Origin of the sequence: Pseudodonghicola sp. (assembly GCF_048268305.1) — a bacterium.
Lineage (GTDB): Bacteria > Pseudomonadota > Alphaproteobacteria > Rhodobacterales > Rhodobacteraceae > Pseudodonghicola.
Map to the genome: position 1 here is coordinate 24,918 of NZ_JBLWVT010000001.1, position 12,764 is coordinate 37,681.

General features: G+C 64.3%; 12 protein-coding genes. 10 read left to right on the forward strand and 2 right to left on the reverse strand.

Annotated elements, in window-relative coordinates:
- The first annotated feature begins 43 nt into the window (after nt 1–43).
- From ACN0V4_RS00125 to ACN0V4_RS00170, 10 genes are all read left to right on the forward strand, one after another.
- Nucleotides 44–1,267 (forward strand): FAD-dependent oxidoreductase, encoded by a 1,224-nt coding sequence (locus ACN0V4_RS00125; RefSeq protein WP_417672442.1) that lies wholly within the window; start codon nt 44–46, stop codon nt 1,265–1,267.
- Nucleotides 1,260–2,075, forward strand: a complete 816-nt coding sequence (locus ACN0V4_RS00130) for a hypothetical protein (protein ID WP_417672444.1) — start codon at nt 1,260–1,262, stop codon at nt 2,073–2,075. The genes ACN0V4_RS00125 and ACN0V4_RS00130 overlap by 8 nt, the downstream gene beginning before the upstream one ends.
- Before the next feature lie 37 nt (nt 2,076–2,112).
- Entirely contained in the window at nt 2,113–3,144 is a 1,032-nt protein-coding gene (locus ACN0V4_RS00135) for an extracellular solute-binding protein (protein ID WP_417672446.1), read from the forward strand.
- A gap of 77 nt (nt 3,145–3,221) precedes the next feature.
- Nucleotides 3,222–4,400 (forward strand): ABC transporter permease, encoded by a 1,179-nt coding sequence (locus tag ACN0V4_RS00140; RefSeq protein ID WP_417672448.1) that lies wholly within the window; start codon nt 3,222–3,224, stop codon nt 4,398–4,400.
- A 7-nt stretch (nt 4,401–4,407) separates the two neighbouring features.
- Nucleotides 4,408–5,205 carry an ABC transporter permease gene (locus ACN0V4_RS00145; protein WP_417672450.1) on the forward strand — a complete coding sequence of 266 codons (798 nt, stop codon included), beginning with the start codon at nt 4,408–4,410 and terminating at the stop codon, nt 5,203–5,205.
- A gap of 11 nt (nt 5,206–5,216) precedes the next feature.
- The gene (locus ACN0V4_RS00150; protein ID WP_417672452.1) at nt 5,217–6,305 is read left to right on the forward strand and encodes an ABC transporter ATP-binding protein; all 1,089 of its coding nucleotides are present in this window, start codon (nt 5,217–5,219) and stop codon (nt 6,303–6,305) included.
- A 34-nt stretch (nt 6,306–6,339) separates the two neighbouring features.
- Nucleotides 6,340–7,887 carry an aldehyde dehydrogenase gene (locus tag ACN0V4_RS00155; protein WP_417672454.1) on the forward strand — a complete coding sequence of 516 codons (1,548 nt, stop codon included), beginning with the start codon at nt 6,340–6,342 and terminating at the stop codon, nt 7,885–7,887.
- A gap of 217 nt (nt 7,888–8,104) precedes the next feature.
- Nucleotides 8,105–8,626, forward strand: coding sequence for a hypothetical protein (locus ACN0V4_RS00160; RefSeq protein WP_417672456.1), 522 nt, complete (start codon nt 8,105–8,107; stop codon nt 8,624–8,626).
- 147 nt (nt 8,627–8,773) lie between these two features.
- Nucleotides 8,774–10,063 (forward strand): aspartate aminotransferase family protein, encoded by a 1,290-nt coding sequence (locus ACN0V4_RS00165; protein WP_417672458.1) that lies wholly within the window; start codon nt 8,774–8,776, stop codon nt 10,061–10,063.
- Nucleotides 10,064–10,066: 3 nt separating this feature from the next.
- Nucleotides 10,067–10,852 (forward strand): GntR family transcriptional regulator, encoded by a 786-nt coding sequence (locus ACN0V4_RS00170; RefSeq protein WP_417672460.1) that lies wholly within the window; start codon nt 10,067–10,069, stop codon nt 10,850–10,852.
- 37 nt (nt 10,853–10,889) lie between these two features.
- Here the strand turns inward: ACN0V4_RS00170 and ACN0V4_RS00175 are convergent, their stop codons facing one another.
- Both ACN0V4_RS00175 and ACN0V4_RS00180 read right to left on the reverse strand, forming a co-directional pair.
- Complete coding sequence (locus ACN0V4_RS00175) at nt 10,890–11,261, reverse strand: DsrE family protein (protein WP_417672462.1); 372 nt, start codon at nt 11,259–11,261, stop codon at nt 10,890–10,892.
- Nucleotides 11,262–11,388: 127 nt separating this feature from the next.
- Nucleotides 11,389–12,549 carry a M20 aminoacylase family protein gene (locus tag ACN0V4_RS00180; RefSeq protein ID WP_417672464.1) on the reverse strand — a complete coding sequence of 387 codons (1,161 nt, stop codon included), beginning with the start codon at nt 12,547–12,549 and terminating at the stop codon, nt 11,389–11,391.
- Nucleotides 12,550–12,764: the final 215 nt, after the last annotated feature.

Here is a 12,764-nt window from a genome sequence, read left to right on the forward strand (position 1 = left end):
TTCTATCCGCATAAGTGTTGACACTTTTGACGAGAGGCATAGCATGCCTTCAAGACAGGACGGGATGGAAATGGATCCGAACTTCAACAAAGGGGTGGTTGTCGCCGGGGCGGGGCCAGTGGGGCTTACGCTGGCGCTGAAGATCCTGCGGGCCGGGATTCCGGTCACCGTGCTGGAAAAGCGCGACACGGTGAACGAACAATCCAAGGCCTCGACCTTCCATGCCTCGACGCTCGACATTCTCGACACCCTCGGGGTGCTGGAGACCATGCGCGCGGCCGGCACGCAGATCGACTGCGTGCAATATCGCCGGCCGTCGGGCGAGATCCTGGCGCAGCTTGATTTCAGCCTGCTGGAAGGTCTGGTGCGCCATCCGATCCGGTTGCATTACGAGCAGGTGGCGCTGACCCGGCTGATGCGCGATCTGTTCCTGGCCGAAGGTGGCCGGCTGCAGTTCGGCGCCGGGGTGACCGGTGTGACGCAGGATGTCGCCGGGGTGGTGGTCAGTGCCGCCGACGGCAGCACCCACGAGGGCTTCGCACTGTTCGGTTGCGACGGTGCCCAATCGGCGGTGCGCGAGGCGGTGAGCATCGGCTATGTCGAAAAACCCTATCCGGGGATGGTGCTGCGGCTTTATTCGCAAAAGTCCATGCGCGATTACTTCCCCGATCTGGGCGGTATCGTCTATCTGCACGAGGGCGAGGATACCTGCAGCCTGCTGGAGATGCCCGATTGCTGGCGCATCGTGGTGCGGGTGCCTGCCGGCGTGTCCGAGGGTGAGGCACTGTCGGACGCCTGGGTGATCGACCGGCTGAAAGGGCTGCTGCCGATCGAGGAGATTCTGCCGCACCTTTCTGGTCGCGATGTCTATTCCGCCCGGCGCCGTCACGCGCTGGGGGCGAGTGCCGGCAAGGTCTATATCGCCGGTGACGCGCTGCATCTGACCAATACCAAGGGCGGCATGAACCTGAACGCCGGTCTGCACGACGCCGTGGCCTATGCCGCCGCCGCGATCGAGGTGGCGGCGAGCGGTGATTACACCGCGCTTGACCGGGCGGCCTGGGAACGTGGCCGGGTGGCGCGCGATCTGCTGATCCCGCGCACCGATACCAATGTCGGCACCGGCAGCGCCCGGGTGGCGCGGATCGCCGGCATCGCCGCCGATCCGGTCCAGGCGGTGGAGTTTCTGGCGAAACAGGCCATGCTCGACATGCTGGCCGGCGTGCCGGCGGGTGTCGTCGGGCAGGGGGATCGGGCGAATGGCTGACGTGAACGCGAAATCCCGGCTGGGCGTTGTCGTGCCCCCGGCCAATCCGGCGGTCGAACCCGAAATGCGCCTGCTGCTGCCCCTGGAGGCGGTCTATCACACCGCCCGGCTGCCGGTCTTTCCGGACACCACGCTTTACGAACGCAACGATCTTTACATCAAGGCCTATCCCGAAACGCTGAAGGACTTCGGGTCGCTGAAGCTCGACGCGATTTCGGTGGCGATGACCGGATCGTCCTACAAGCTGTTGCCCGAGGGCGATATCGCGCTGTGCCGGGGGCTGTCGGACCAGGCCGGCGCGCCGGTCTTCACGGCGAGCCTGGCGATCCTGATCGTGCTCAAGGCGGCGGGGGTGACCCGCATCGCCATGGTGTCCCCCTATCCGCCGGAGCTGACCGAGCACGCCCGCGCCTATTGGCAGGCGGCCGGATTGGAGATCGTGCAGAAACACGCGATCTCGAACGAATTCCGCGCCTATCAGCTCACCCCGGCGGATGTGGCCGAACATGCGGCGCAGATCGACGCCGCGGCGGTCGAGGCCACGGTGATCACCGGCACCGGCGCCAATACGCTGGCGGCGCTGCCCGGGCTGAACGATGTGGCGCCATCGCCCTTCCTGACCTCGAACCTCTGTTCCGCGCTGGTGCTGACCGCGCTGTCGGGCCTGCCCCCGGCGCCGGCCTTACTGGCGGCTCTGCCGCAATGGGCCGGCAGGATGGCGGGGCTGCTGGCCGCGATCCGCCCCTTGGTCGCGGAGTATACCGGCATCGTCACAGATCAGACCGAAGACCAACAAACGCAATCATAATAACAAAACCTCATATCCAGACATGGGAGATCGAACAATGAAGACGACCGCCAAACTCGCCGCCGCCGCGGCGCTGGCTCTGACCTTTCCTGCCACCTCCTTCGCACGCGATCTGACGATCGTGGGTTTCGGCGGCGGGTATCAGGACAGCGCCCGCGAGACCCTGTTCAAAGGGTTCTCGGAGGCCACCGGCATCCCGGTGACCGATGACGTCTATAATGGCGAGATGGCCAAGGTCTATGGCATGGTCGAAACCGGCAATGTCACCTGGGACATCATCATGGTCGAGGCGCCGGAACTGGTGCGCGGCTGCGAAGACGGCATCTTCGCCCCGATCGACTATAGCGTGATCGACAAGGCCAAGTTCATCACCGGCGCCACCACCACCTGCGGCGTGGGCGGCACCGGCTGGGGGGCGGCGATGTTCTATGACAAGGCGCGCCACGAGACCGGCCCGAAGACCTTTGCCGAGTTCTGGGATCTCGAGAAATTCCCCGGCACCCGGTCGCTGCGCAGCGGCCCGAAAATGACGCTCGAGGCGGCGCTGCTGGCCGACGGGGTGCCGATGTCCGATGTCTATGATGTGCTCGCGACCGACGAGGGTGTCGCGCGGGCCTTCGCCAAGCTCGATCAGATCAAGGCCAATGTGATCTGGTGGAAGTCCGGTGCCCAGCCGCTTCAGTTCATCGGCAGCGGCGAGGCCGATTATGCCTTCGGCTATACCGGCCGCATCATCCGCGCCCAGGGCGAAGGCAGCGATTACGCGCTGAACTGGGGCACGCTGCTGTATTCCATCGACTCCTGGGCGGTGGTCTCCGGCTCGCCGATGACGGCCGAGGCGATGAAGATGATCGACTATATCACCGATGCCGGCCCGCTGCGGGCGCAGGCGGCGGTCTGGCCGATCTCGCCTGCCAACAAGGAAGTCAACGCCGATCCCGAGCTGCAGAAGGCCAATCCGGGTATGGTGCTGAACCACGCCGACGAGGGGTTGTTCATCAACACCGAGTTCTGGATCGAGCATGGCGACGAGCTGGAAGCCAAGTTCACCGCCTGGGCCGCGCAATAAGCCTGGCCTTAGACATCAGCTGGCTCCGGGGATGATCCCCGGGGCTGGTTCCGCCTCTCAAGACGACTGCATGCCCCATGTCCCACAAGTCCCGCATCTCCTGGCTTCTGGTCGCGCCGCTGCTGCTGCTGGTTCTGATCGGCTTCATCATTCCGATCGGCTACACCATGACCAAGGCCGTCGATAACGCCGATGTCACCGGGGCGCTGCCGCGAACCGTCAGCGTGCTGGACCGATGGGACGGCGCCGGCCTGCCGTCCGAGGCCGCATTTGCGGCGCTGGTTCAGGATGTCACCGACACCTCAAGCGCCCAGGCCTTCGGCGCCATGACCCGGCGGCTGAATTTCGAACTGAACGGCGCCCGCGCGGTAATGATGAAGACCCGCCGGGAGCTGGACAGCCTGGCGCCGCCCTATGCGGAAAGCCTGCCCGCCGCGATCCCCGAATGGGGCGATCCGCAGATGTGGCATCTGATCAAGACCAACTCCAATCCGCTTACCGCCAGCTATCTGCTGCGGGCGCTCGATCTCGAAATCACCCCCGAGGGGCATATCCAACCTGTGTCGCAGGATCGCGCCATCTTTGTCGATCTGTTCCAGCGGACCTTCTGGATTTCGGTCTGGGTGACGGTGCTTTGCGTGCTGCTGGCCTATCCGACCGCCTATTACATCTCGACCCTGTCCGACCGGGCGGCGAGCTATGCGATGCTGCTGGTGCTGGTGCCGTTCTGGACTTCGATCCTGGTGCGCACCACGGCCTGGTTCATCCTGCTGCAGCGCGAAGGTCCGATCAATGCGGCGCTTGAGGCGCTGCAGATCACCGATGCGCCGCTGCAGCTGATCTTCACCCGCTTCGCCGTCTATGTGGCGATGGTGCATGTGCTGCTGCCGTTCCAGATCCTGCCGCTCTACAGCGTGATGAAACGGCAGGGGCCGCAGTACATCAAGGCCGCCGCCTCGCTCGGGGCGCCGCCCTGGCGGCAGTTCGTCTCGGTCTATCTGCCGCTGACCATGCCCGGGGTCGCCGCCGGCGCGGTAATGGTCTTCATGCTGTCGGTCGGCTTCTATGTCACCCCGGCGCTGGTGGGCGGGCTGCAGGACCAGATGGTCAGCTATTACATCGCCTTCTACACCAACCAGTCGATCAATTTCGGCATGGTCGCCGCGCTGTCGCTGCTGCTGCTGTTCTTTACCGCAGTGCTGATCGCAGTGGCGCGGCGACTGATCCCGAACCTCGGCAATACCATCAAGGGATGATCCGGCCATGACACGTCTGCTGATCGCGATCTTCGCCTGGGCGGTGCTGATCTTTCTTGTTGCGCCGCTGGTGGTGATCTTTCCGCTCTCCTTCTCGTCGGGGAACATCCTGACGCTGCCAGTGCCGGGCTATTCGCTGCAGTGGTATCAGGACTTCTTCTTCGACGGTCGCTGGCTGTCGGCGATGAAGAACAGCTTTGTCGTCGGCATCGCCACGATGATCATCGCCACCGTCCTGGGCACCGCCGCCGCCTATGGCATCAACCTGTCCGAGTTCCGCGGCAAGAAGCTGGTGCTGGCGGCCCTGTCGCTGCCGATGGTGGTGCCGCTGATCGTCACCGCCGCCTCGATGTTCCTGGCGTTTTCCCTGGTTGGGCTGGCCAATTCGCTGACCGGGCTGGTCATCGCCCATACCATCATCGCCGCCCCCTATGTGGTGATCACCGTGCTCGCCTCGCTGCGCACCTTCGATCCCAATCTGATGCGCGGGGCGCTGTCGCTGGGGGCGCCACCCTTGACCGCCTTCCGCGAGGTGGTGCTGCCGATCATCATGCCGGGCGTCGCCTCGGGCGCGATCTTCGCCTTCGCCACCTCGTTCGACGAACTGGTGATCGCCATCTTCATCACCGGCCCCGGCGAATTCACCCTGCCAAGGCAGATGTTCGCGGGGCTGCGCGAATTCCTCAGCCCGACCATCACCGCCGCGGCGGTGATCATGATCGTGCTGTCCTTCATCCTGCTGTTCATCAGCGAAACCATCCGGCGCCGGGGCGAACGTCTGACCGCCGCCCGCATCAACCGATGAGGAGCCCGACAATGTCCACCGAACCGCTGGTCGTCTTCGAGGCCATCGACAAATTTTATGACGGCTCCACCAAGGTCGTCGACAACCTGCACCTGCAGATCGAGCGGGGCGAGTTTCTGACCCTGCTGGGCCCCTCGGGATCGGGCAAGACCACGATCCTGATGATGCTGGCGGGGTTCGAGGCGCCGTCGCGTGGCACCATCCTGTTCGACGGCAAGCCGCTGAACAACGTGCCGACCTACAAGCGCGATTTTGGCATCGTGTTCCAGAACTATGCGCTCTTCCCGCATATGACGGTGGCCGAGAACCTGGCCTTTCCGCTGCGGATGCGCGGCATCGGCAAGTCCGAGATCACCGACCGCGTGCGCCGCACGCTCGACATGGTCAAGCTGGGGGCATTGGGCGACCGGATGCCGACGCAGCTTTCCGGCGGGCAGCAACAGCGCGTCGCGCTGGCCCGCGCGCTGGTGTTCGAACCCCGCATGGTGCTGATGGACGAACCCTTGGGCGCGCTCGACAAGCAGTTGCGCGAGCATATGCAGCTTGAGATCAAGCGCCTGCACGAGGAGCTGGGCATCGCCATGCTCTATGTCACCCATGACCAGTCCGAGGCGCTCACCATGTCGGACCGGATCGCCGTCTTCGACAAGGGGCGGATCCAGCAGATCGGCGCCCCGGAAGAAGTTTATGCCAACCCGACCTCGACCTTCGTCGCCTCCTTCATGGGCGAGAACAACCGGCTTGACGCCCGGGTGCGAGAGCTGCGCGATGGCGTGGCCCTGCTGCAGGTGGCCGAGGGCGGTCCGGTGATCCATGCGCTGCCGGTCGATGCCGGGCTGGCCGCCGGGGCCTCGGCGACGCTGATGCTGCGGCCCGAGAGCCTGCATATCGGCCGCAAGGAGGGCGCCGAGAACGCCTGTGCCGGCCGGGTGACCGATCTGGTCTATCACGGCGACCACGTCCGGCTGGGCGTGACGATCGAGGGCATGGGCACGTTGGTCGCGCGCTATCCGGTCGACGATCGCGGCCCCGCCGTGGCCCCCGGCGACACTTTGACCGTGAGCTGGTCGGCGCGCCACATGCGCGCCTTTGCCGGCTGATCCCGTCCCCTGTTCAGACGAAGGAACCCCCATCGTGACGACTTATCCCTTTCCCGCCGCCGCCAATCCCGCCATCGCCCGCACCCCGCAGGCCGAGGATGGGCTGGTCACCTATGGCCTCTATATCGACGGCGCCTTCGTGCCGCCGGTAGGGGGCCAATACCTCGAGTCCTCCGACCCGGTGACCGGCGAAGCCTGGTCCCGGGTGCCCCGCGCCGGGGCCGAGGACGTGGATCGCGCCTGTCGTGCCGCCCAGGCGGCCTTTGATAATCCCGAGTGGCGGGGCCTGTCGGCCAGCGCCCGCGGCAAGCTGATGCGCAAGCTGGGCGATCTGATCACCGAGAACGCGGACTGGCTCGCCGCGGTCGAGATGAAAGACAACGGCAAGCTGATCGCCGAGCTTGGCAATCAGATGCGCTATATGGCGAACTACTATTACTACTACGGCGGGCTGGCCGATAAGATCGAAGGCTCGACCATCCCCACCGACAAGCCGGGGGTGTTCAACTTCACCCGCTATGAGCCGCTGGGCGTCGTCGCCTGCATCATGCCGTGGAATTCGCCGCTGCCGCTGACCTCGCTCAAGCTGGCGCCGGCACTGGCGGCGGGCAATACGGTGGTGCTGAAGCCGTCGGAATTCACCTCGGCCTCGCTGCTGGAATTCGTCAAGCTGGTGGAGCTGGCGGGCTTTCCCAAGGGGGTGGTCAACGTCGTTACCGGCTATGGCCACGAGATGGGCGAGGCGCTGGTGTCGCATCCGGTGGTGGAACGCATTGCCTTCACCGGCGGGCCGATCGCCGGGCGGATCATCAACGAACAGGCGGCCCGGTCTATGAAACGGGTGACGATGGAGCTGGGTGGCAAATCCCCCAACATCATCTTCGAGGACGCCGATCTGGAGCAGGCGGTGAAAGGGGCGGTGACCGGCATCTTCGCCGCTTCGGGTCAGACCTGCGTGGCCGGGTCGCGGCTGCTGCTGCAGCGGTCGATCCACGATCAGTTCCTGGAAAAGCTGGTCGCCTTCCTTGAGGACATCCGCTTTGGTCATCCGAGCGATCCGGAAACCCAGATCGCGCCGATCTCGACCGCGCCGCAGATGGCCAAGATCGAGGAATATGTCCGCATCGCCACGGACGAGGGCGCCCGGCTGGTACGCGGCGGCAAGCGGGCGGTGGTCGAGGGATATCCCAACGGGCTGTTCTATGAGCCCACCATCTTCGCCGACGTGCGCAACGACATGCGGATCGCGCAGGAAGAGGTCTTTGGCCCGGTGCTGGCGGTCATTCCCTTCGAGGATGAGGACGACGCGGTGCGCATCGCCAATGACATCGACTTTGGCCTGGCCGCCGGGATCTGGACCCAGAACCTGGCGCGCGGCATCCGCATGACCGAAAGGGTGCGCGCCGGCACCATCTGGGTGAACAACTATCGTTCGACCAGCACCACCTCGCCCTTCGGCGGCTTCAAGATGAGCGGTATCGGCCGCGAGGGCGGTATCGTCGGCATGTTGGAATACATGGAACTGAAAAGCGTCTGGGTGTCGACCGGAGTGGAGATTCCCAACCCGTTCATCCGGCGCTGAGATCGCGGCGGCCCGTCTTGGCGCGGGCCGCTTTTTCGCAAATCGGGCGGCGATCCCCGCCCGGTTGCACAGCTTTCCCCCGGGGACTGTTGCCAGGGGATGGAGTTGGGTGGAAAAGGAGGCTGTGATAGGATCAACCGCGCGCCGATGGTTCTGAGGGTGGGCAAGCGCCCCTTTCCAGGCCGAGAGCTGCGATCTGCTGCTGGAGACAACCCGAATGCCGGAAAACGAAGTCTATGAAATCAGGGTGAAATCCGTCGTTGTCGACGAGAACCCCGATGGCGGCGGTAGGGTGAGTGTCACCTATCAGGGGCGAGCCGAGGAAAAGACCGCGACGCAAACCTATGCTTCGGACGGGTTCCAGGATCTGTTCGAGTGCTGCCAGAAGATCGCCGAAGACATCACCATGAGCGAATTTCGTCCCAACACCGGGGTGAATTTCCATTTCAACCTGGTGAACGAGGAAGGCATCTCGGTCTGGCATACGGCGCCGTCGAACTTTCTGAAGATGCCGCTGCAGATGAACATGGACTGGAGCTGTGAACACCTGCGCAGCAGCTTCAAGTCCTATACCACCCTGGGGATGATCGAGCTGCCCGAGGAATTTCACCTGCTCAACGGCAAGCTGCCGACGCAGAAGCTGGTCGAACTGCTGATCAATTCGATGGTCTCGGGGGTGGAGTTCATCGGCATGATGTTCCTTCAGCGCGAACAGATGGGCACCAGTCACCACGGCTGAGGCGCGCGTCGTGCTGCGCTGCTGAAAGAGTGGAAATATAAGGATTTTCAAGGGATTAACTTGAATTTTCTGTGGGTCTGAAGTTGCGTTTCATCGTTAAATGTCTTATTGATAATACCATAAGTCATCTTAGCCGCTGGAACTGTCATGTCCTTCGATTCCCCCTCTTTCGCGGGGGCGCGCGCCTATCGTGAGCGTGCCCTGAAAACCCTTTGCTTCGGTGTCTCCTCGACTCCGCGCGGGCGGCAAGTGCCGGCGCCGATCGTGGCTGATCGTGCCCGCGGCGCGCATATCTGGGACAGCGACGGCAACCGCTATATCGACTATAGCGCCGGCTACGGGCCGTTGATCCTGGGCCATTCGCCGGCCTGCGTGATCAACGCGGTGAAGGACGAGCTGGATCGGGGTCTGCGCACCGCCAGCGTCCACGCCGGCGAGGCGCAATTGGCCGAACTGGTCTGCGACACCATGCCCTGCGCCGAGAAATGCGCCTTTGTCAGTTCCGGGTCAGAGGCGGTGCATCTGGCGATGCGGGTTGCCCGGGCCAGCACCGGACGCACCCAGATCCTCAAGTTCCGCGGCAATTATCATGGCTGGTTCGATTCGATCCATGCGGCGGGATCGGTCGGGAATGACGGGCCCTCGACCCTGGGGCAGGATCTCAATGCGCTGAAATCGCTGACCTTTGTCGATTGGGGGGATATCGAGACGGTGCGCCGGACCCTGACCGGGGATTTCGCCGCGGTCATTCTGGAGCCCATCGCGGTGAACGGTGGCTGCTTCATGCCGGCCCCCGGATTCATCGAGGAACTGCGCGAGCTGACCCGCGCGCTTGGCGTGGTGCTGATCTTTGACGAGGTGATCACCGGCTATCGGTTGTCGCTGGGTGGCGCCCAGCAGGTGCTGGGGGTCACGCCGGATATCGCGGTGATCGGCAAGGCGATGGGTGGCGGGCTGCCGATCGGCGGCGTCGTCGGTTCCGACGCGGTGATGGAGCCGCTCAGCTCGGGCAGGCTGCTCCATCGCGGGACGTTCAACGGCAACCCAGTTTCGGTCGGCGCGGCGGTGGGCTGCATCACCTATCTCGCGCAGCATGCCGACGACATCTATCCGCGCATCGACGCGATGAGCGCCGATCTGGCGCAGCACATCCGCCAGAGCGCGGCGGCGCATGGGGTGACCTGTGCGGTGAACCAGACCGGATCGGCGGTGCAGATCGCCATGGGGATCGCCGAGATGCCGACGCTGGCCGATGCGGCCAAGGCCGATTTCAATGCCACCCGCCAGTTTACCGGCCACCTGCTGGAACGTGGGGTTCAAGTCATTGGCCGCGGGCTGATGTATTTGACTGCGGCGCACGAGCCGGGTGATATCGCCGAAACCAAGGTGGCCTTCGACGGTGCTTTTGCGGCGATGGCCAGGGAAACGAACGTGTAGGCGATGCAGGCGAAATCGGCGGGTGAGGGGGCGATCACCAAGGTGATGCCCCTTTATTACAAGATCTTCATGGTCCTGGAGCGGGAGATCCGCAACCGGCAGTACCCGTCGGAGACGCCGCTGCCGAGCGAGTTTGAGCTGGCGCAGCGATTCGACGTCTCGCGGGTGACCATTCGCCATACCTTGGCGATGCTGGCCGAAAAGCGGCTGATCGACCGTCAGCGGGGCAGGGGCACCTTTGCCAGGCCGCCGGATCCGGTGGCGCCCAGGGTCAGCAGCTTTGACGGGTTGAACCAGAACATTGCCGAGTTCGAGACCGGGACCAAGGTTGAAATCCTTGACACCGGGGCCGGGCGGCTGCCCGATTGGGCGCGGCACTGGCTGGGGCTCGGGCCGCTTGATACCCGGCGGATCACCCGGGTCCGGCGCGATGGGGCGGGGCCGTTTTCCTATTCGATCTGCCATCTGTCGGGGGCGGCAGCGCAGCTTGATCCGTCGCTCCTGGGCAATCGGGCCATCATCGCGGCGCTCGCGGATGTGGGGGTCATTGCCGAACGGGTGGAACAGCGGCTGACCGCCGTGGCCGCCGCGCCCGAGATCGCCGAACATCTCGACGTCGTGGTGGGCGCGCCGTTGACGTTGATGCGGCGGGTGATGTTCGACGCCACCGGCGGGGCCTTTGAATTCCTCGAAGTCTATTACCGCCCGGATCGCTTCGAATACAGCGTCAACCTGACCCGGCAGGATGGCAGTTCCGGCCCGCCGCATTGGGTGTCGAAAGGCGACTGAGGCGGCCCCACTCGCGAGGGCGGGGCCTGAGCCGATCTCAGGTGATCTGCAGCGACCCCTTGGCCTCCATCAGCAGGTCGATCACATCGGGGGCGGTGATGATCTCATAGCCGGGCACCATCTCCTCGGCGGTATAGCCGTTGTGGATCATGCAGGAGCCGCAGATGCCGATGCGGCCGCCGGCGGCCAGGAACTGCTCCAGCACCTCGGCGGCGGGCGAGAAGGGCTTGCCGATGTCGATCGGATCGAGCGCGCCGGGCTTGCCCAGTTCCACCGCCTCGACCATCAGCAGAACCATCGCGCTGTGACCCTTCTTCAGCGCGTTCAGCGCCATGGTGAAGGCGACGGTGACCTTGTTGGGGTTCGAGGTGCCATCGAAAAGCGTGGCGACGAAATCCACCGTTTGCATATCAATCTCCTTTCGCGCGGGAAAAGCCCCGCTGCCGGGCGGAGCTTCCTGCGAAACGAACGAATGCTCAAGATGGAATGTGTCGCAGGCCCGGCGCCGGCGCAAAGCCGCCCGGGCCTGCGCCGGATCAGGCGGCGGCGCCGCGGTCGATCACCAGATTGGCGTAGATGTTCGAGCCGACCGGCAGCATGGCATCGTCGATGAAGAACGCCGGGTTGTGCAGTTGCACGTCGCCGCCGTGGCCGACGGTGCAATAGGCGCCGGGCACGATGCGCAGCATGTCGGCGAAATCCTCCGATCCCATCACCAATTCGTCGGTCATCTCGGTCTTGGCCTCGCCCACCACCGGGGCGGCGGCGCGGATCACCGCATCGGCCAGCGCCGGATCGTTCTCCAGCACGTCGAAGACATTGCGGATATCAACCTGGACCCCGACACCATATCCCTTGGCAATGCCGTCACAGAGCGCCCGGATGCGCTCCGAGATCAGTTCGCCCACCTCGGGGTGGAAGAAGCGGATGGTGCCGCCCAGGGTGGCGGTTTCGGGGATGACGTTATAGGCGGCGCCGGCGTTCAGCTTGGTGACCGAGATCACCGCCGGCTTGGTCGGGGGCACATTGCGCGAGACGATCGACTGGATCTGCTGCACCAGGTTGGTGGCGATGACGATGGGGTCGCGGCTGCCTTCCGGGCGGGCGCCATGGCTGCCGCGGCCAGTGATCTTGATGTCGAAGAAATCCGACCCGGCCATCGCCTTGCCCTTCTTGATGCCGACGACATCGGGGCTTTGGTGCGGGGCATTGTGCATCCCATAGATTTCATCGCAGGGAAAGCGGTCGAACAGCCCGTCGGCGATCATCGCCCGGGCACCGCCCAGGCCTTCTTCAGCCGGCTGGAAGATGAAGACGACAGTGCCGGCGAAATCGCGATGTTCGCTGAGGTATTTCGCGGCGCCGAGCAGCATGGTGGTATGGGCGTCATGGCCGCAGGCATGCATCACACCCGGCGTTTTCGAGGCATAGGGCAGGTTGGTTTCCTCGTGAATCGGCAGCGCGTCCATATCGGCGCGCAGCCCGATGGTGCGGCCCGGCCTGGTTCCCTTCAGCACGCCCACCACACCGGTCTTGCCGATGCCGGTGGTCACCTCGATCCCCCAGCTTTTCAGTTTCTCGGCAACGATGCCCGATGTGCGCACCTCTTCGAACCCCAGCTCGGGGTGTTCGTGCAGATCGCGGCGGATGGCGGTCAGCTCATCGGCATAGGCGGCGATTTCGTCATTTACCGGCATGGGTGGGCTCCTTCTTGTCCTGCGGAGGAGTGTTTCCGTTCCGGGCTGAAATTCAAGCTGAAGCTGTCCGGGCCCGGATATTGTCGGCCCGCTGGCCCTGTCGTGACCGCAGCGGGGCAGATCGGGCTGAGCATTTCCATCGCGTCGCGGGAAAATGCGCCTGCGACCCTGCGAATTTATTTTGCGTGTCAAAAATTGAATGTCATAAAAATGTT

Coding starts and splice junctions, on each gene's coding strand:
- ACN0V4_RS00135 (WP_417672446.1), top strand. CDS start 2,113: ATGAAGACGACCGCCAAACTCGCCGCCGCCGCGGCGCTGGCTCTGACC.
- ACN0V4_RS00130 (WP_417672444.1), top strand. CDS start 1,260: ATGGCTGACGTGAACGCGAAATCCCGGCTGGGCGTTGTCGTGCCCCCG.
- ACN0V4_RS00175 (WP_417672462.1), bottom strand. CDS start 11,261: ATGCAAACGGTGGATTTCGTCGCCACGCTTTTCGATGGCACCTCGAAC.
- ACN0V4_RS00180 (WP_417672464.1), bottom strand. CDS start 12,549: ATGCCGGTAAATGACGAAATCGCCGCCTATGCCGATGAGCTGACCGCC.
- ACN0V4_RS00165 (WP_417672458.1), top strand. CDS start 8,774: ATGTCCTTCGATTCCCCCTCTTTCGCGGGGGCGCGCGCCTATCGTGAG.
- ACN0V4_RS00170 (WP_417672460.1), top strand. CDS start 10,067: ATGCAGGCGAAATCGGCGGGTGAGGGGGCGATCACCAAGGTGATGCCC.
- ACN0V4_RS00140 (WP_417672448.1), top strand. CDS start 3,222: ATGTCCCACAAGTCCCGCATCTCCTGGCTTCTGGTCGCGCCGCTGCTG.
- ACN0V4_RS00150 (WP_417672452.1), top strand. CDS start 5,217: ATGTCCACCGAACCGCTGGTCGTCTTCGAGGCCATCGACAAATTTTAT.
- ACN0V4_RS00160 (WP_417672456.1), top strand. CDS start 8,105: ATGCCGGAAAACGAAGTCTATGAAATCAGGGTGAAATCCGTCGTTGTC.
- ACN0V4_RS00125 (WP_417672442.1), top strand. CDS start 44: ATGCCTTCAAGACAGGACGGGATGGAAATGGATCCGAACTTCAACAAA.
- ACN0V4_RS00145 (WP_417672450.1), top strand. CDS start 4,408: ATGACACGTCTGCTGATCGCGATCTTCGCCTGGGCGGTGCTGATCTTT.